Annotated in this window: 20 protein-coding genes; 8 read left to right on the plus strand and 12 right to left on the minus strand. The window is 70.3% G+C overall.

The genetic code is table 11. The features are described 5' to 3' along the window. The 4 genes from AB0J68_RS08995 to AB0J68_RS09010 all read left to right on the plus strand — a co-directional run. Positions 1-437: cytochrome d ubiquinol oxidase subunit II (locus tag AB0J68_RS08995; protein ID WP_363937330.1), on the plus strand; the 437-nt coding region annotated here is incomplete at its 5' end. Positions 438-495: 58 nt separating this feature from the next. Continuing rightward, entirely contained in the window at positions 496-1,326 is an 831-nt protein-coding gene (locus tag AB0J68_RS09000; RefSeq protein WP_363937333.1) for an arginase family protein, read from the plus strand. Between the two features lie 112 nt (positions 1,327-1,438). After that, entirely contained in the window at positions 1,439-2,632 is a 1,194-nt protein-coding gene (locus AB0J68_RS09005; RefSeq protein WP_363937335.1) for a GNAT family N-acetyltransferase, read from the plus strand. Between the two features lie 81 nt (positions 2,633-2,713). Beyond that, a complete protein-coding gene (locus AB0J68_RS09010) occupies positions 2,714-3,088 on the plus strand; it encodes a hypothetical protein (protein WP_354855289.1) in 375 nt (124 codons plus the stop codon). Between the two features lie 12 nt (positions 3,089-3,100). Here AB0J68_RS09010 and AB0J68_RS09015 read toward each other — a convergent pair whose 3' ends face one another. After that, positions 3,101-3,532 (minus strand): hypothetical protein, encoded by a 432-nt coding sequence (locus AB0J68_RS09015; protein WP_363937338.1) that lies wholly within the window; start codon positions 3,530-3,532, stop codon positions 3,101-3,103. 96 nt (positions 3,533-3,628) lie between these two features. Here AB0J68_RS09015 and AB0J68_RS09020 point away from each other — a divergent pair, with 96 nt between their 5' ends. After that, positions 3,629-4,081, plus strand: a complete 453-nt coding sequence (locus AB0J68_RS09020; RefSeq protein WP_363937341.1) for a MarR family transcriptional regulator — start codon at positions 3,629-3,631, stop codon at positions 4,079-4,081. Between the two features lie 77 nt (positions 4,082-4,158). Here AB0J68_RS09020 and AB0J68_RS09025 read toward each other — a convergent pair whose 3' ends face one another. From AB0J68_RS09025 to AB0J68_RS09035, 3 genes are all read right to left on the minus strand, one after another. Beyond that, positions 4,159-4,845: a hypothetical protein gene (locus AB0J68_RS09025; RefSeq protein ID WP_354855292.1), complete on the minus strand. Its 687-nt coding sequence runs from the start codon at positions 4,843-4,845 to the stop codon at positions 4,159-4,161. Between the two features lie 74 nt (positions 4,846-4,919). Then, positions 4,920-5,381 carry a peroxiredoxin gene (locus AB0J68_RS09030; RefSeq protein WP_355068063.1) on the minus strand — a complete coding sequence of 154 codons (462 nt, stop codon included), beginning with the start codon at positions 5,379-5,381 and terminating at the stop codon, positions 4,920-4,922. 45 nt (positions 5,382-5,426) lie between these two features. Next, positions 5,427-6,260: a patatin-like phospholipase family protein gene (locus AB0J68_RS09035; protein WP_363937344.1), complete on the minus strand. Its 834-nt coding sequence runs from the start codon at positions 6,258-6,260 to the stop codon at positions 5,427-5,429. 78 nt (positions 6,261-6,338) lie between these two features. On the opposite strand from AB0J68_RS09035, the gene AB0J68_RS09040 reads away from it, so the two are divergent. Continuing rightward, on the plus strand, positions 6,339-7,070 hold the full coding sequence (locus tag AB0J68_RS09040; protein ID WP_363937346.1) for an SDR family oxidoreductase: 732 nt from the start codon (positions 6,339-6,341) through the stop codon (positions 7,068-7,070). Positions 7,071-7,100: 30 nt separating this feature from the next. On the opposite strand, the gene AB0J68_RS09045 is transcribed toward AB0J68_RS09040, so the two are convergent. The 3 genes from AB0J68_RS09045 to zwf all read right to left on the minus strand — a co-directional run bounded on the left by AB0J68_RS09045 (position 7,101) and on the right by zwf (position 10,144). Further along, positions 7,101-7,226, minus strand: a complete 126-nt coding sequence (locus tag AB0J68_RS09045) for a hypothetical protein (protein ID WP_255473694.1) — start codon at positions 7,224-7,226, stop codon at positions 7,101-7,103. Then, positions 7,223-8,635 (minus strand): OFA family MFS transporter, encoded by a 1,413-nt coding sequence (locus AB0J68_RS09050; protein WP_363937349.1) that lies wholly within the window; start codon positions 8,633-8,635, stop codon positions 7,223-7,225. Before AB0J68_RS09050 ends, AB0J68_RS09045 begins: the two co-directional genes overlap by 4 nt. 129 nt (positions 8,636-8,764) lie before the next feature. Beyond that, complete coding sequence (zwf, locus tag AB0J68_RS09055) at positions 8,765-10,144, minus strand: glucose-6-phosphate dehydrogenase (RefSeq protein WP_363937352.1); 1,380 nt, start codon at positions 10,142-10,144, stop codon at positions 8,765-8,767. A gap of 281 nt (positions 10,145-10,425) precedes the next feature. Here zwf and AB0J68_RS09060 point away from each other — a divergent pair, with 281 nt between their 5' ends. Together AB0J68_RS09060 and AB0J68_RS09065 are read left to right on the plus strand one after the other, a co-directional pair. After that, the gene (locus AB0J68_RS09060; RefSeq protein WP_363937355.1) at positions 10,426-11,265 is read left to right on the plus strand and encodes an alpha/beta hydrolase; all 840 of its coding nucleotides are present in this window, start codon (positions 10,426-10,428) and stop codon (positions 11,263-11,265) included. Further along, on the plus strand, positions 11,258-11,848 hold the full coding sequence (locus AB0J68_RS09065; RefSeq protein ID WP_363937358.1) for a DinB family protein: 591 nt from the start codon (positions 11,258-11,260) through the stop codon (positions 11,846-11,848). Before AB0J68_RS09060 ends, AB0J68_RS09065 begins: the two co-directional genes overlap by 8 nt. A 126-nt stretch (positions 11,849-11,974) precedes the next feature. On the opposite strand, the gene AB0J68_RS09070 is transcribed toward AB0J68_RS09065, so the two are convergent. The 5 genes from AB0J68_RS09070 to AB0J68_RS09090 form a co-directional block, all read right to left on the minus strand. Continuing rightward, positions 11,975-12,811 carry a hypothetical protein gene (locus AB0J68_RS09070; protein WP_363937361.1) on the minus strand — a complete coding sequence of 279 codons (837 nt, stop codon included), beginning with the start codon at positions 12,809-12,811 and terminating at the stop codon, positions 11,975-11,977. Positions 12,812-13,540: 729 nt separating this feature from the next. Further along, positions 13,541-14,533, minus strand: coding sequence for a TniQ family protein (locus AB0J68_RS09075; protein WP_363937364.1), 993 nt, complete (start codon positions 14,531-14,533; stop codon positions 13,541-13,543). Then, on the minus strand, positions 14,530-15,552 hold the full coding sequence (locus AB0J68_RS09080; protein WP_363937367.1) for a TniB family NTP-binding protein: 1,023 nt from the start codon (positions 15,550-15,552) through the stop codon (positions 14,530-14,532). The genes AB0J68_RS09075 and AB0J68_RS09080 overlap by 4 nt, the downstream gene beginning before the upstream one ends. Further along, a complete protein-coding gene (locus AB0J68_RS09085; RefSeq protein WP_363937369.1) occupies positions 15,540-17,552 on the minus strand; it encodes a Mu transposase C-terminal domain-containing protein in 2,013 nt (670 codons plus the stop codon). The genes AB0J68_RS09080 and AB0J68_RS09085 overlap by 13 nt, the downstream gene beginning before the upstream one ends. 80 nt (positions 17,553-17,632) lie before the next feature. Beyond that, positions 17,633-18,473: TnsA-like heteromeric transposase endonuclease subunit (locus AB0J68_RS09090; protein ID WP_363937372.1), on the minus strand; the 841-nt coding region annotated here is incomplete at its 5' end.

Genomic DNA, 18,473 nt, shown 5'->3' on the forward strand with positions numbered 1-18,473 from the left:
ACCGGCGGGCCAGGTATTCGGCCATCGGCGAGCGGCACAGGTTGGCGTGGCAGACGAACATCGCGTTCCTGACCTGGACGTTGAGCATCCGCTCCAGCGCGGCCGCCGTCGTGCTCGCCGTCGGCGCGGCCCTCGCCCTGCTCGGTGGCGTGGCCGCCGCTCGGGTACGCCGGGAGGGCTGGGCGTTCACCGGCACCGCCGTGGCGATCGGCCTGGCCGTGGCGACCCTGTTCGCGGCGCTGTTCCCGAACGTGTTGCCCTCCACCCTGGACGCGGCCGGCACGCTGACGGCCACCAACGCCGCCTCCACCCCGTACACCCTGAAGATCATGACCTGGGTGGCGGTGATCTTCACGCCGGTGGTGCTTGCCTACCAGGGGTGGACGTACTGGGTGTTCCGCAAGCGCATCGGCGTGGCCAACATCCCGCAGCACTGACCGGCGGGCGGGGTCGCACGGTGCCCAGGAGCGAGAGGCCGCTGGAAAGATCGTCGCCATGTGGAGCCGGGATCTCGACGTACTGGTGCCGATGTGGCAGGGCGCGGATGACCTCCGGGTGTGCGAGGGCCCGGCCGCGCTGGCCGCCCTCACCGTGCCGGGGACGCGGCGGGTCACGGTGCCGGTGCCGGCCGGCGGATCGGAGCGCGAGGGCGGTGTCCGGCACCGGGCTGCGGTTGTCGACGCGTACCGCGCGCACCGTGACGTGCTCGCGCGGCACCGTCCGCGGCGGCTGCTGACCCTGGGTGGGGACTGCGCGGTCGAGGTCGCGTCGGTGGCCCACCTCGCGGGTCGGTACGCGCAACGGCTGTTCGTGCTGTGGATCGACGCGCACGGCGACCTCAACACGCCCGCGAGCTCGCCGAGCGCAACCGCGCACGGCATGCCCCTGCGGCTGCTGCTCGACGACGACGCGCAGGGCGTGCTGCCGGCGCCCCGCTGCCTCTCGCCGGGGCAGGTCGCCCTGGTGGGGGTCCGGGACCTCGACCCCGTCGAGGTCGAGTACGTGCACCGGCACGACCTGACGGTGGTGGACGCCCCGACGCTGGGCGCGCAGCCGACCCGGCTGGCCGCGCTGCCCCCGCCCGGCGCCGCGGTGTACGTGCACCTCGACCTGGACGTGCTGGACCCGTCCGCGTTGCCGGCCGTGGCCGTCCCCACCCCCGGTGGCGTGACAGCCGCCGCGCTGGCGCGGTCGCTGACCGCGCTGCGCGCCCACCACGAGGTGATCGGAGTGGGAATCACCGAGTACGTTCCGCAGCTCGCGCACGACCGGCAGGCGCTCATCGAGGTGCTGGACGCACTCGGGCTGACCGATGCGCTTGCCTGATCCGGTCCACGCGGGCACGGCTCGGACACCGAACACGCGGCCCCGGCCAGCCGGCATCGCACCCGCCAGAAAATCGGCGGTCGGCGCGGATCCGGCCCGCTAGGGTGTGCCGATGCCCGACGCCGTGCACGTTCGTGAGCTCACCACCGACGACCTCGACGCCGCCTGGGAGTTGGGGCGGTTCGCGTTCGGCTCCAACCCGCAGCGGCCCGCGCACGCGAGCGTCGAGGTGCCCGGCATGATCCGCTACGGCGCGTTCGACGGCAGCGGTCGGCTCGTCGGCAAGGCCGTCGACCTGCACCACGACCAGTGGTGGTCCGGGCGGGCGGTCCCGGCGGCCGACGTCGGCGGTGTGGCGGTCGCACCCGAGTCCCGCGGCCGGGGGGTGGCCCGTGCCCTGCTCACCGCTCTGCTGGGCGGCGCCCACGAGCGCGGCGCGGCGGTCAGCGCCCTGTACCCGACCGTCGCCGCCCCCTACCGCTCCTGCGGCTGGGAGGCCGCCGGCGTGCTGCGCACCGTCGACCTGAGCACCGTCGCGCTGCCCCGGCGCCGGCCCGCCGCGCACCTGAGCGTACGGGCCGGCACGCCCGCCGACCTGGACGCCGTCGCCGACCTGTACGAGCGGGTCTCCCGCCACCGCAACGGCATGCTCACCCGCCAAGGCGCGCTGTTCGACCACTTCAACGCCAAGGGAGACCTGCCCGGCGACGGTCTCACCCTCGTCGAGGCCGACGGCGACCTGGTCGGCTACGCCACCTGGCAGCGGGGCCGCGGCTACGGCGCCGATTCGGTGCTCACCGTCGACGAGGTGCTGGCCGTCACCGCCGACGCGGCCCGGGAACTCGTTGGTGTGCTGGGCAGTTGGGCCAGCGTCGCGCCGACGCTGCGGCTGTGCCCGCTCGACGGCGACGCCGTCAGCGCCCACCTGCCGCTGGAGGCGGCCCGCGACCACGCGCGGGACCTGTGGATGCACCGGCCGGTGGACGTGGCCCGGGCGGTGAGCGCGCGTGGCTGGCCCGTGCACGCCCGGGGCGCCGTCGACTTCCACCTCACCGATCCGCTCGCCGACTGGAACACCGGCGCCTGGCGGTTGGCTGTCGCCGACGGCGCCGCCGAGCTGACCCGGATCAGCGGCGAGGCGGACCTGCGGCTGGACGTGCGCGGTTTCGCGCTGCTCTACGCCGGGGCGGCCCGCGCCCGCTCGGTCGCGCAGGCCGGCCTGCTGGACTGTGCCGGTGACGCGGACCCGTCCGCCCTGGACCTGTTGGGCACCGGCGGCCCGGCACAACTGCTCGACTACTTCTGACGGCCCGTGCGGCGTGCGCTCGGGCAAGGACCGTCCCCGGCGGGGACGGGTGGCCGTCCGCCTCGCCGCTAAGGTGTGCCGGTGGAAATCCTGGCTCGTGTCCGGTCTGGAGCGACGGTGCAGCGGCTGCTGTCCCATCCGCGCCTTCCGTTGGTGGCGGCTTGGGACGACGACCGTCCGGCGATCCGGATCTGGGAGTACGGGGACGGACATCTGCGGGAGTGCGGAGCCCTCGGCGTGGGTTCGGCCGTCTACGTCGAGGACATCGGCTATGAACGGTTCGAGCGGACACCCTCCGCCGGCACCGCCGAGGCGTCGGTTGTCGACATGGACCAACTCGACCTCACCGACGGGACGCGGGTCTGGCAGTCGGGCGACCTGAACGCGGTCAGTGAAACCTCCGCGACCGACCCGTCCTGGCTGAAGATCCGGGCGGCCACGAACCGACTCACCTGAGCCCCTGTCGGTTCAGGCGACGCCCGCCAGTTCGTTGTTGGCCCGCTCGGTGATGAGCGAGAGGACGCGGGCGGCCGCGTCGGCCTCGGCGGGCGGGATGTCTCCGTACAGCCGGGCGGTGATGCCCTCGACGGCGTCGGCGATGTGGGCCTGGGTGGCGTGGCCGGCGTCGGTGAGCCGTACCTGCGGCTCGGCGGTGTCGTCGAGCCGCGCCAGGTCGGCGTCGACGAGGCCGGTGATCATCTCGTGCACGGCCGACTCGTCGACCTTGCGGGTGCTGGTGATGCGCTGCACGAGACGCGTGCGGGCGACGGGGCCGGCGGCGAGGGCGTTGAGGGTGAGGACCTGGCCGAAGTCGACGCCCAGGGGCGCGACGGCGCGTTCGAGCAGGGCCCGGGTGGCGAAGTGGGCCTGACCGATGACCTGACCGTTGAGAGTGGACACGATGCCTCCTTCAGAAACGTTGGCTTCACCAACGTTGGTAGAACCAACGTAACACGGTTTGTGGGTCACGCCAACGATTACTGTTAGGCTGCCGCCATGGACGCCACCGCCCCGCAGTCACCCGCCGGGCTGCGGACCACCCCGAGTTGGCTGCTCAACCAGGCCGCCACCCACGCCGGACGACTCATCAGCGCCGGCTTCGCCGCGCACGACCTGCGCGGCTACCACTACCGGCTGCTCGCCGCACTGGCCGAGAGCGGACCCGCGAGCCAGGCCGACCTGGGACGTCGCTGCGCCATCGACCGCAGCGACGTCGTGGCCGCCGTCAACGACCTGACCGGTCGGGGACTCGTGGTACGCGCCCCCGACCCGGCCGACCGTCGCCGCAACGTCATCAGCCTCACCGAGGCCGGCGCCGACGAGGCCCACCGGATGGCCGACACCGTCGCCCGCGTGCAGGACGACCTGCTCGCACCCCTGTCGAGCGCCGAACGCGACCAGCTGACCCGCCTGCTCACCCGACTGCTCGAGCACCACAGCGGCCGCTGACGCCGACACCGCCACGGCGGGCCCACCCCACCGGGGCAGACCCGCCGCGACCAGCGAAAACCCTACGCGCGCAGCGCTCAGCGGGCCTCGCGCAACTCCGCGAGCCGGGCCTCGATCTCGGCCAGCTCCGCGCGCAGCTTCTCCGCCTGCTGCTCGGCCTCGGCCCGCTCGGTGCCCAGGATCTGCTCCACCGCCTCCTGCACACCGGGCACGTCGACAAGCGCCACCATCTTCAACGCCTCGGCCGGCTTCACCACGTACGGCTTCGCGAGGGCCTTGCTGCCCTGCTGCGCGGCGACGGTCCACTCGCCGTCGGCGTACGCCAGGGTGACCGTGAGACCGGCGGGGCTCTTCGGCTTGGCGGCCTTGACCACCCGCCGGGCCGGCGTGGCCTTCTCGGTCTGCTCCACCTTCGGCTCCTCCTGTCGCGGCGCGGGCACCCGCGGCGTGTCCAACACGAACTCCGGCGCGGCCACCGCCGCCGGCTCCGGCTCGGGCTCCGGTTTCGGCTCCGCCACCCGACGACCCGCGCCCTTGGGCGCCACCGCCAGGTCGGCGGGGGAGAACGGCAACTCGTCGCGGCCGAAACGCACCACCACGAACTCGTCGGACACTTCGGGATCGGTCAGCTCGACCACCTGGCCGACCTGGCCGGCGATCTGCCCCGCCGACGCGGTGAACACCACCCGCGGCTTACGACCGGCCGCCAACGCCTCCCGGATGCTCTGCACCTCGTCAGTAGACAAACCCTGGCCGGCATCCATCACAACCCTCTTCCGTACACCTGTTTGATTGCTGTCTTGATACCAGTCGGCTGCGACAGCCGCCGCAAGGGGGTTCAGCCGCCCAGCGCCCGCAGCGCCCGGTCCGCGTGGTCGTTCATGCTGACCTCACTGTGGATCACCTCGATGACCCGCCGGTCGGCGCCGATGACGAACGTCATCCGCTTCGTGCTCAGCGGCCCCAGCGGCACCCGCCGCTTGACCCCGAACGCCTGCGCCACCGTCCCGTCGGCATCCGACAGCAACGGATAATCGAAACCGTGCAGCGTCGAGAACTCCGCCTGCTTCGCCACCGGATCACGGCTGATGCCCACCCGCGACGCGCCCAACGCCGTGAACTCCGCGCCCAGGTCCCGGAAGTGACAGCTCTCCGCCGTGCACCCCCGGGTCATCGCCGCCGGGTAGAAGAACAGCACCACCGGCCCGGTCGCCAGGAACTCCGACAGCCGCCGCGGCGTGCCCGTCTCATCCGGCAGCTCGAAGTCCTGCACCACATCGCCGACACCCACACCCGCCACCGCGCACCTCCGTTGTCCGATCGAACGCGCGGTGAGCGTAAGCGATCACACCCAGAGCGCCATCACCTCGTCGGCCACCGTCGCCGCCTGCGCCCACCCGGCCCGCGCCGCGCCGGCCCGCCGCGCCGGGTCCAGCACGTTGCGGCCGATCGCCGTACGCGCCCCCGCGTCCGGCGTCACCACCACCACCTGAGACCCGGCCGCCCGCAGCTCGGCCACCTGCGCCGCCAACCGTGGCATCGGCCCGAACGCCGCCGACGTCGGCGCGAGGACCAGCACCCGCTGCGCGCCCGCCGCCAGATCCGCGTTCACCGACGAGCGCATCCCACCGTCGACGAAACGACGCGCCCCGATCGTCACCGGCGGCCACACCCCGGGCACCGCGCAGCTCGCACCCACCGCGTCCACCAACGACACCCCGTCGGCGCCGTCGAACACCACGAACTCACCCGACGCCGCGTCGACAGCCGTCACCAGCAGCCGCCGCGCCGGCCACTCCCGCGCCGGCAACCGCGCCTCGATCACCGCCCGCCGCGACGCCTCCGACGGGGTACGCGCCGCCACCGCCATCGCCCCGATACGCGCCCTCGACCGCACCGCGTCCCGCGTACGACCACCGGCCCACACCAGCCGCGCCACCGCCCAGAACCCCAGCCGCGCCGCCACCTCACCCGTCGGCGGGGCCAACTGCTCCTCGTACAACCGCTGCAGCGGCACCCCGGAGCGCACCTGCGCGCCGACCACCGAACCCGCCGATGTGCCCACCACCAGATCAGCGTCGGTGACCGCCGCACCCCGCTCGGCCAACCCTGCCAACAGGCCCAACTCCCACGCCACCCCGGTCACCCCGCCACCGCCGAGCACCAACGCCCGCCGCATGTGACCCTCCTCTCGACGACCAACCCGCGCCGGTCACGGTAGCGTCGGCTCACCCCACCCGACAGCCCCGGAGGCATCGTGGCACCACCCGTCACCGTCATCACCGGCGGCGGTCGCGGCATCGGCGCGGCCACCGCCCGCCGACTCGCCACCGCCGGGCACCACCTCGCCCTGTGCTACCGCCGCGACGACACCGCCGCCGAGACCGTCCTGGCCGACCTGCACGCGGCCGGCGCGCAGGCCATCGCGGTACGCGCCGACACCACCGACCCCGACCAGGTCGCCGCCCTGTTCGACGCCGCCGCCCAGCTCGGCCCGCTCACCGGGCTGGTCAACAACGCCGGCGTCACCAGCCCCATCGGCCCGTTCACCGAGCTGCGCGTCGACGACCTGCGCCGGGTCGTCGACGTCAACCTCATCGGGTACGTCCTCTGCGCCCAGCAGGCCGCCCGCCGCCTCACCGACGGCGGCGCCATCGTCAACGTGTCCTCGGCCGCCGCGACCCTCGGCAGCCCGGGGGAGTACGTGCACTACGCCGCCGTGAAGGCCGCCACCGACACCCTCACCGTGGGCCTGGCCAAGGAACTCGCCCCGCGCGGCATCCGGGTCAACGGCGTCGCCCCCGGCATCGTGCGCACCGACATCCACGCCGACTCCGGCGTACCCGACCGCGCCGACCGCGCCGCCGGCCGCATCCCATTGGGTCGCGCCGGCGAACCCGACGAGGTCGCCGCCGCCATCGCCTGGCTGCTCAGCCCGGACGCCTCCTACGCCACCGGCACCGTCCTGCGCGTCTCCGGCGGCCTGTGAGCCGGGGCGCCGCGCGCCCCGGCTCACCGCTCAGTGAGTGAACAGCTTCGCCGCCGTGATCACCGTCTGCACGACCCCGTAGCCGAGCAGCACCGCCACCACCAGCCAGGAAATCCACAACCGGGCCTGCTGCCCGTGCCGACCGTCGTCACTCATCGCGTACCACTCCTCTCGACCGTCGTGTCGTCGTCCACGCCCTGCTCCGCCGCTGGTTCGTGATAGCGCTGCGGCACCGGCCGCACCAGCAGGTTCGCCACGAAGCCCACCGCGAGGACGCCCACCATGGTGAACAGCGCCGGCCGGTACGCCGCCGCCGTCAACGTGCCCGGCTTGCCCTGCGCGTCGAGGAACCCGTTCACGATCAGCGGCCCCGCGATCCCCGCCGCCGACCAGGCGGTCAGCAGCCGCCCGTGGATCGCACCCACCTGGTACGTCCCGAACAGGTCCCGCAGGTACGCCGGCACGGTCGCGAACCCGCCGCCGTAGAACGACAGGATCACGCACGCGAACAGCACGAACAGCGCCGTCGCCGTCTGCCCGAACACGGCCAGCAGCGCGTACAGCACCATGCCCACACCCAGGTACACCAGGTAGATCGGCTTGCGGCCGATCACGTCCGACGTCGACGACCAGACGAACCGGCCCGCCATGTTGAACAGCGACAGCAGACCCACGAACCCGCCGGCCGCCGCCACCGACACCGCCGACGTCCCGTTGTCCCGGAAGAAGTCCTGAATCATCGGACTGGCCTGCTCCAGGATGCCGATCCCGGCCGTGACGTTGCAGAACAGCACCACCCACAGCAGCCAGAACGAGCGGGTCTTCACCGCGTTGGCCGCCGACACGTTCGCCGTGGTCACCAGCGGCTTCGCCGCCACCGCCGCCGGGTCGAAGCCGGCCGGACGCCACCCGTCGGCCGGCACCCGCACGTTCGCCACCCCGAACATCATGATCACGAAGTAGCCCAGGCCGAGCGTCACGAACAGCCACACCAGCGCGCTGCCCGACGCCGTCGAGCCCGCGTTGGACGGGTCGTAACCGGGGTCGTAGAACGACAGGAGCTGACGCGACAGGGGAGAGGCCACCATCGCGCCACCACCGAAACCCATGATCGCCAGACCGGTGGCCAGACCCGGCCGGTCCGGGAACCACTTGATCAGCGTCGAGACGGGGGAGATGTACCCGATGCCCAGACCGATGCCGCCGAGCAGGCCGTAGCCCAGGTACAGCAGCCACAGCTGCTTCGTGGCGATGCCCAGCGACCCGACCAGGAAGCCCGTCGCCCAGAAGCAGGCCGAGACGAACATGGCCTTACGCGGCCCGTTCGCCTCCACCCACGTCCCCGCCACCGCCGCGGACAACCCCAGCATCACGATCGCGATGCTGAAGATCACCCCGATCGCGGTCTGACCGGTGTCGAAGTGGGCGATCAACGAGTTCTTGTAGACGCTTGTCGCGTAAACCTGGCCGATGCAGAGATGGATGGCCAACGCCGCCGGGGGAATGAGCCACCGGCTGTAGCCGGGCGGCGCGACGGTGTGCCGACGATCGAGTGCGGAAAGCATGCGCTGCTTCCTCTCCGAAGAGGACGTGAGACACCCCCACATGCCCACACCCCACGCCCGCGGCAAACCTCACCGTCGCCGGACGGTCCCTCCGGTGAGCTGAGCGGTCACTCAGCCCATCCCCGCCGGCTACCCCAGGTCGGGCACGTGCCAGCCGCCGGCCAACGCGTCGGCCTCCGCCGGACCCCAACCACCCCTGTCGTACGGCCGCACCGGGGTCGCCAGATCCAGGATCGGCTCGACGATGCGCCACTCCTGCCGAATCGTCTCCGCCCGCGCGAACCGCAGATGCTGCCCGTCCATCGCATCGTCGAGCAACCGCTCGTACGCCTCCTGACGGCGACCCAGCGCCGCCCCGAAGTCCACCGACAGGTCCACCGGACGGCTCGCCACCTCCGCACCCGGGCTCTTCGCCTGAATCGACATCGTGATGCCGTCCCCACGACCCAGCCGGAACCGCAGCAGATTCGCCGGCGCCGCCGCCCCACCCGCGGCAGGGATCAGCGCACGCTGCGGCTGCTTGAACTCGATTACCACCTCGGTCGCCGTCCCCGCCAGGGACTTGCCCGTCCGCAGATAGAACGGCACACCCGCCCAGCGGGGAGAGTCGACAGTCAACCGGGTCGCCACGAACGTCTCCGTGTTCGAATCCGGCGCGACACCCGGCTCGTCGCGGTAGCCCGCGTACTGCCCCCGCACCGTCAACTCCGGCGACAACGCCTCGATCTGCCGCAGAACCGCGGCCTCCGCCTCACGAAACGCGTCCATGTCGTCACCCGCTGGCGCGTCCATCGCGATCAACGCGACCACCTGGAGAATGTGGTTCTGCAACACGTCACGGGTCGCGCCCACGGTGTCATAGAACCCGGCACGACCCTGCGTGCCAAAACCCTCGGCCAGAGTGACCTGCACGTTGTCGATGTGCTCGCTGTTCCACAACGGCTCGAACAGCCGATTGGCGAACCGGAACGCGTACAGACTCTCCACGGCCTCCTTGCCCAGGTAGTGGTCGATCCGGAACACCCGCGTCGGATCGAAGGCCCCCCGCAACGTCCGATCCAACTCCGCGGACGACGCCAGGTCACGCCCGAACGGCTTCTCCACGATCACCCGACCACGATCGGCCAGCCCGACCGCCGCCAGCCCCCGCACGACCGCACCGAACACCATCGGCGGAATCGCCAGATAGAAGACCGGACGCTCGGCGTCGCGCAGACGCTCCGCCAGCCGCTCGTACGTCACCGGGTCCGCGTAGTCGCCCGAGATCATCGACAGGTTGCCCGCCAGGGCGTCGAACGCCTCGTCGTCCACCTCGTCACTCGCCTCGGCCACCGACTTGCGGGCGGTCGCAATCAACTGCTGATCGTCCCAGGGGGAGCGGGCCACCCCGATCACCGGGACATCGAGCCGACCACGTCGGGTCAACTCGTACAGCGCCGGAAACAGCTTCTTCGAGACGAGATCACCTGTCACGCCGAACAGCACTACCGCGTCTGAGCGCACGTGCATGGCACTTCCATCCGATCATGTGGAAACCTGATCTTCCGAACGGACAACCGCGAGCCCACAGGAGGAATTCCCCGGCAACGACACACGTGAGGTCGGCGACAGCGACGGCGCACACCCTGAGAAGTCCACCGATCAGGGTGTGACGCGGGCGACACCCAACCCTGATCGACGAATCTCGATCATCCTAAGGCCCGCCAACCCCGACGTTCCACCCCCTCCCGCGTATCCGCCACGACCGAAGACGGGCAGCAACGCTCCGCGCGACAGGGGAGGACCCCCGAATGAACCTGGCAGTCGACCGATCCGCCGCAGCCGACCCCGAGGTGGTGTGCCTGCCGATGTTCGGCATGACCCGCACCGCCACGGCCACCGCCTTCAGCCCCGCCCTCGCCGGCGCCGACCTGCGCGCGACATACCTGGACCTGCCCGGCCACGGCGACAGCCCCGCCACCTGCCCACCCACCTCCCAGGCCCTGCTGGACACCGTCTGCGCATGGCTCGACCACCACGTCGACGCACCGGTCCTGCTCGCCGGCGCCTCCTACGGCGCCTACCTCGCCGCCGGCATCGCCCGCCAACGCCCCGACCTGGTCCGCGGCCTGCTCCTCGTCTGCCCCGGAATCACCATCGCACCGGCCAGCCGCACCCTGCCCGACCACCGCCCACCCCCGGGACCCGCCGGCTGGCTCGACAACGCCCCCACCGAACTGCGCACCCACCTCGACACCGCGCTCGGCCACCGCACCCCGGCCGTCGTCGCCACCGTGCTCGCCGCCCTGCACGCCGGCGGCCCCGGCGACGACACCTTCCTCCAGACACTGCGCACCGACCCCGGGTACGCGCTACCCGACGAGGCCACCGACACCCCCTACGACGGCCCCGTCAGCGTCCTCACCGGCCGCCAGGACGGCATCGTCGGCTACACCGACCAGTTCCACGCCATGCGGCGCTACCCCCGAGGCACCTTCACCACGATCGACGCCGCCGGGCACTACCTGCCCTTCGAACAACCAGCACTGCTGCGCGCGCTCACCCAGGACTGGCTACACCGGACGCTGACCTCGCCCATGCCACGGCACACGACGGCGCAGCTCCTGCGCGACAATGGCCGGCATGGCTGACCTGAGCGACACGAAAGCCGCGCTGCACTACTACCTGCGGCGGACGCGCGACGACCTCATCTGGAAGCTCGACGGTCTGAGCGAACGCGAGGCCAGAACACCCCGCACCGTGACCGGCAACAACCTGCTCGGCATCGTCAAACACTGCCTCAACGTCGAAGCCGGCTATTTCGGGCCCACCTTCGGCCGCCAGTTCCCGACGCCCGAGGAACTCGTTCCGCTGGAGGCATTCGACGATGACCCGCAGGCCGACTGGTACGCGCGCGAGGACGAGACGAAGGACGGCCTGATCGACCTGTACCGCCGGGTCGCGCTGTTCGCGGACGAGACGATCGACCAGCTGCCGCTCGACGCGCCCGGGCAGGTGCCCTGGTGGCGGCCAGGGCACCAGGACGTGACCCTGGACCGGATCATCATGCACGTGACCGGCGACCTCGCCCGGCACGCCGGGCAGGCGGACATCATGCGCGAGCAGCACGACGGCGGAATCGGCTGGCACCAGGACGGCACCAGCATCCCCGACGGGTACGACTGGCCGGCGTACGTCAGCAAACTGCGAAAGCTGGCCGACCACTTCGAGTGACCGACCGCGCACGGCGCCCCCGCACAGGCGATCATGGCCGATCCGGGCTGGGGGAGAGGCGACGCGGAAACGGGCAGTGCCCGGCCGACGAGAACCCTCGCCGACCGGGCACTCTCGCGGCTGCGGTCAGCTGCCGGCACCCAGGTTCTTCAACCCCTGCAGCATCTCGGCGAAGTCGCTGGTCTCCGCCGCCGGCGGCGTCTCGATGGTCACCGCCTTGCCGTAGTCGGTGTAGTCGACCACCATGTCGCCCATCGCGCCCATGACGGTGCCCGCACGGCGCGGCCGGTACTGCTCGTCGACCCAGAGGTCGACCTTGATCTCCTTGACGCCCGCCGCGGCGAACTGCTTCTCGACGCCGGCCCGCAGCTTGGCGTCCACCTGAGCCAGTTGCGTCGCCACCGGAGTGGTGACGGTGTAGTGGACGGTACGCGCCCCGTTCACCGTCTCCGCACCGATGACCGTCACGCCCTCGGCGGCGAGCAGCGTCTTGACCTGCTTGGTCGGGTCGATGTCCTCGAACTGCTTGCTGAAGTCCATCCCCGCCTGCTGGCCGATGCTGGTCATGTCCATCTTCATCCAGCGCTTGCCGCCCATGCTCGCGCGGTCCTTCGTCGGCACCTCGACGTAGATCACGGTGCCGATCAACCGGATGGTCGTCGTGTCGCCGTCCGGGTCCGCCGTCGTCATCTCGGCCTTGACCGGGTCACCCAGGTCCATGACACCCTGCATGGAGATCTTCTCGCCGCCGACCGTGCCCGTCATCGTCATCGTCACCGAATCGCTCTTGTCGGTGACGTCCATCGTCTTCTGCAGCGATCCCTTGAGGTCGCTGGCGAGCAGCTCAAGGACGCTGGGCTGCTTCGGCGCCTCGGACGAGCCGGACGCCACGCCGCAGGCTGAGGCGCTGAGTGCGGTGATCGCCGAGAGCGTCACCACCGCGGTCTTCTTCCACAGTGACACGTGTGCTTCTTTCCCCGAAGGATGCTGGGAATCTCCCCAGTAGATCGACGTGTCATTTCTCAGTTGACCTGAGCCACACGGATAGCTCCTGATCTGCAGTGGCCCAAGTTAGTGAGAATCCCTGAAGAGTCATGGCTCTCATTATCTCGGGCCAGGTGCAAGCTTTCTCATTATCTCGGGCCAAACGCGGACTTCGAGTCCAGGGCTTCGCATTGAACTGGTTTGGCCTCTCTGGGGAGCAGGGCTGCCTGTGCGGCCGGAGCAAGTGTGGTGAATTGCAAGGATTGTGGCTCCTAACGGGATGAGTTCGAAAGGTTGGTGAGAGTTGCTTCGCAGTGGCGGTCGGTGGCATCACGCACTACGCCACCGGCGGGTTCGGCTGCCTCCACCCGCATACGCCCCGCACGGCGGCCGGCGGCCGCGATGTCACCCTCGCCGACCACGAAGGTCCACTGCCTTCGGTGCTGATGACTACGCGACGACGTCCACGCCCGTCCGCCGCAAGATTGCGACAAAGCACGAGAGACCCGCGGGAGCGGGTCTCTCGGCGGGCGCGGGAGCCCGTGGGCGTCCTGCGAAGCCACTTTATCAGTGGGCTTTACCTCACGCGCGAAGTCGTCACCAGCAGCAGTCACGCGATGACGAGGGGAGCCGCTCGTAGGGAGAGGTCAGTTTGGTCTTGGCTCTTGAGTCCAGGGTCCGGACCGGGTGCGATGCTGTTCTTGATAGTTATGCTTGCGCTCTCAGGGGACGGTGAGGTGCATCGGCCGCGGGGTCATGCAATTGCAGCACTCCGGCGGTGCCCAGATAAAGCCGGCGCAGGGTTCGCTCGCCGTCGGGGTCAGCGGGCCCGGTTGGGTTTCGCTCGTGGTTGATCCATGAGGCGAGTCCACCGTGGCTGTACCTGGAGGGGTGCACTGGACGCTCCTTGAGGATTTCGTCGTAAAAGCGGAAGCGGTCCGTGATCTCGAGCGACTTGGCCATGCGACGCCAATACGGTGAGGAAATCACGGACAAGATCGGGACGACCTCGGGGTACTGCGCCGCGTAGCCGTAGGACAAGGGTAGGAACTCCGCGTGCTCGCGGGCGTGCAGGCGCCGCATGCGCTCGTTGCGTGGGGTCAAGGCAAACGGGTTGCGCGAGCCCCAGTGTTCGATCGCGCAGGCGTCGGAGAAGTAGTAGCGCACGCGGGGGTAACCGCGGCGGCGGATAAGCCGCTGCAGCCGCACCTGCGCCTGGACAGTCTCGGGCATGTCGGCCACGTCGACCTGGTCGGCTGATTGTGAGACACCGTCGCCGACCCACAGCTGGTGACGGACGCAGACGTTGTAGTCGCATCGTGCCCAGATCGTCACGGGGCCGGTGGTGCCCGCGCACCGTCGGCATAACGGATGCCGCCGGTTGGGGTAGCTGCCGACGACCTGTCCGATCATCGGCGGCGCGTAGCAGTACGGGACGCGCTGGCGAATCTCCGGCAAGGCGTAGGCCAGCCGCGGCTCGGCGAATCCTGTGACCGCCGCGAGGGACTCCGACGCGATAACGCCGCGGCGGCTGCCCTGGCGCCGCGGCGTGAGGTGGGCCGCGAGGTCAGCGCGGGACAGATAGTTTCTCGCCGCGAGCCGGCCGATGTACGACTCGAGCGTCTCGTCGTGTACCGGGGGGATGCGTCGGGGCAGCCGCCGTAGCTGCGGCTGCCCCCAGCTGGCGGTCGCCGGGATCATTGTCGCGAACCGGCGCGGCGGGCGGAGGACTCTGCGGCGTGGTCGATGCGCACCGCGTCCATCGCGTCCCGCGAGATGGTCTCGGTTCCGTCGAGGATCGCACGTATCGCCGCGGCGCGAATAAGGTGTGACAGGCTGCCGATCATGCCCCTGGTGCGCTGGTGCAGGTACTTTGCCGACGCGGTCAGCGTGCCGGGCTTGTGGTGGTGCAGTCGCAGCGCACTTTCCATGCTAGCGACGAGCTGTTTCCACTCGTTGTGGTGGGGAAACGGGCCAGTGTTGACCAGGACGCAGCGTCCGGCGAGTTGCCGGCCACGTACGCCGGTGAACATCCCGGACCGTTCGATGTCCATGCCGGCGTAGATGAAGGTCGCGGGCAGGTGCTCGGTGAGGTACTTCATGTGGTCGGAGTGGTCCTCGCCCGCAGTGGTCGCCATGTTGATGTTATGAAGCTCATCGACGATGACGATCTCGCATCGAACGTCGATCAGGATCCGGCAGACGGCGTCGGCGATGTCGGTGGCGTTGGCACGAGACGTGACTCTGGGCAGGCCGAGGAATCGCGCGAACTCCATTGCCAGCTTCCGCGGCGAGCCTTTCGGAGGTGCTGTCACGTAGACCACGGGGATGCGTTCGGTGTCGGGATGCCGGGCTCGAGTGCGCAGTTCGTGCAGCCGGCCGAGCTGCTTGATGGCGGTGCTCTTGCCGGTCGCCGCCGCACCGGAAACGATCAGCCCGCGGCGGGCGCCGTTCTCCCGTTGGTTGAGCAGTGCCAGCAGCCGGCCCTGATTGGTGATCTCGCGGATCGCGGACGTGGTGACCACCACCAGTTCGGCGTGGTACGCGATCCGCGCCTCGTCATAGATCAGACGTTGCTGCGCAGTCAGCGCCGACCAGTCGCCCTTGGGTAGCAGGGCAACGTTGGCCGGATCGGCTTCGACGAACCGCTGCCAGCCTTCCATGGTGGTGGTGGGTTGCGGTCGGTCTTCCAGTTGGCTGACGTCGTTTAGAAACTCCACCTGCGGGCCTCCTCGCGGGCGTCGAACAGCGGCAGGGGGATCACCTCCGCCAGCGGTTCAGGGTTCTCTTCACGAGCGGTGGGAACGGCCTGCGCCGTGTCCTGTTGCTCGGACGGGTTCGGGCGCGGGCCTGAGGGTGCGTTCGTGGAGCGAGTGCGTCCGGCGACGCGCCGATCCCGTGGCGTGGTGGCCTTTGGCTCCGGGCCTTGTTCGGCCCGGTCGAGCAGTTGCGCGGCGGCCGCGGCGATCTGCGCCTCCGTGGCGGTGTCCTCGCCGCGACGCCGCAGGATGTTGCGGGCGTGCTGCCAGGCCACCTCGCCGAACGGCATCGGGGCGCTGCGCAGGTGTTTCCAGCCAACGGTGATCCAGCCGCCGTCTCGGTGGTTGCGCACCCAAATGCGGGTTATGTCGTACGGATCGAAGTGGACCTCCCACCGCCCGTCCCTCGCGGTGACCCCCGAGTGTTCGCCGCGCAGGTTGTACGCGTCGAGCGCGTTGTCGTCGTAGGTGCGTCGGTTGAGCTTGATGCCGGCGCGGCCGATCCTGTTCCAGGAAACTGGCAAGAGTTCAACGTAGTCGTCAGCGTTCAATGCGACCGGCACGTAACCGGCGACCTCGACCAGAGCGGCATACTGCTCGTTGGGCGTCAGGGCTGTGTCCGGGGCCAGCGGGTTACGCAGCCCGTCATGCGGCCGGTTTTGCCAGACCGTGACGATCCATTCGTCCAGCAGTGCCTGCAGCTCAACGATGGACCACACCGCGTTCTTCTCGGCGCTCTTGCCTCGGTGTTCGACGCTACGCCCGACGTGGCCGGCGACGTACTGGGCAAACAGGGTGCCCACGGAGTTGAAGCTGCGCTCGACGGCACTGTTCTCCCACGGCGAGCCCAGGTGGGTGGGCTGGAGGTTGATGCCCATCGCCCGACAGGCGGTGCGGAACGTCTGCGACACGTACGCCTTACCGTTGTCGCAGACGATGGTTTCCGGAACGATCACCGGCCGGGCGGCGGCGTGCGTCAGCTGGTCGTCCAAAGCGGTGAGGCGACGGTGCGGCAACACCGACCGTGACATGCGTACCGCGTCGACCCAGCCCGGGCGCATCGGCTCCGGCGTCAGCGCCCGCGCCAGCAACACCGCCGCATCGGCGGCTTTGGTTGTTGGCCGCAACACCGCCGCCGGAATGCTGCGGGTGGCCAAGTCCACCAGCCACGTCAGCTCCGCCCGGTCGATCACACCGTTGTCCAACACCACCCGTACATCAATCGGTGTGGAATCGATGTGCACCCACTGGCCGGGGCGCAGCGCCGACACCGACCCGAATGGCCCTTTCGGGGACTTTGCCAGCGACCGGCGGGTCTTGGCCGAGCCGAACGTGTGTCTGCCCTGCGCCAGTCGACCTACCAAGCGGTAGAACGTCGCCGTCGACGGCAGCGCCGGAGCGGTGTTGCCGTGCTCGGCGGCCAGGATCTGTGTGACCCGCCGCGCCAGCCTTTTCACCGTTCCCGTAGAGCGGTTGGTCTCCTCGTCGATCGCCTGCACCGTCGCGTCGACAACCCGCTGGTCAACTCGTCCGGTGGGGCCAGACACCCGCGCATAGCGCTGGTCGACCAGCCCCCACAGGCCTTGCCTTTCGTACGCCGCCCGCAGCCGCTTGATCGTGGCGAAGCTGACCGAGTGACCCGCCGCCCGCAGTTCGGTCAGCTTGGCCAGCTCACGCTGGCGCAGCGTGTGCCGGCGCGGATCGTAGCCAGATTGTGGCGTCGAATCGTGTGCCGCATCCGGCGCCACGCCGGTCAGCAGTTCGATCAGGTGCCGCTCCCACCACCGCGCACGCGCCATGACTGGCTGGGGCACGACCTCGAGCATCCCAGCCGGGGGTAGGGGAGCGGCGCCGCGCGGCGTGGACACCCATTCCAGATCGCGACCGGTGAGCACCTCGCCCAGCGGCAGGGTTGTCTGCGCGCCGACGACGTCTTCAAGCCGCACTCCGCTGCCCGTCACTGACGCCACCGTGTACCGCGCGCCTCGTAGCCGAACCTCGTCACCAGCGCGCAGCATCCGTGGTCGCGACACCCCTGCCATCAGATGCCGCCGCCGTGCACCAGCGATTCCGCGCCGATGGGTGCGGCGTCCAGGTCGGTGTGCAGTGCCTGTCGCCAGAGCAGATGAAATAGCGTGGGCAGCACGGCGATGGGATCCCCGACCTGACGCGCGCCGTCAATCAGCGCCGCACCCTCGGCGAACACCCGTAGCAGGCTAGCCGTCCACCGAGCGTCGAGGCAGCGCGGATGCCGATAGCCCGACAGCCAGTGCAGGTTCGCTGTCCGCACCGGGTCCATGACATCGACGCGCCACACCGTCCATCCGACCTGCTGGCACGCGTACACGATCGGTTCCACCATCGGCTGCTCGCCGCGTCCGCGGCGACGCTGCGACCGCACCTCGATCACCACTGCCGTGCCGTCGCGTAGCCGCGCGAAGAAGTCCGGTGTGTGGGTGACGATCTTGTCGTCGCGCTGCCACGTCAGGCGCAACGGCCGTGACACCAGCGACATGACCGTCGGGTCGAAGTCCCACGCCATGACATGATCCCGCTGCAGCCACGATTCATAGCCGACGTGATCCGCGGTCGTGGCGAACCACCACAAACCCGCGAAACCCTTCGCGCCCCGCTTCGACCGGGTCGCGTCTATCGGGCGAGCAGCCTCGAATGGCCGCATCCAGCACTGGTCCAGCGGCTCGCTGCGGTCCTGCCCGTCATCGCCGACAAAGCTAACGTCCACCTGCCCCGCCGCCACACGCCCCTGCCCGGAGGCGACAGCGTGCGAGCGTGACATGCCCGGTCCTACCGTGACCCGCGCGGCGATCTGTGGCATTGCAACGGCCCCGCGCATGTTCGTGCCCAGGCCGCTACGGCCGCGC

This window comes from Micromonospora sp. NPDC049580 (assembly GCF_040675595.1).
Lineage (GTDB): Bacteria > Actinomycetota > Actinomycetes > Mycobacteriales > Micromonosporaceae > Micromonospora.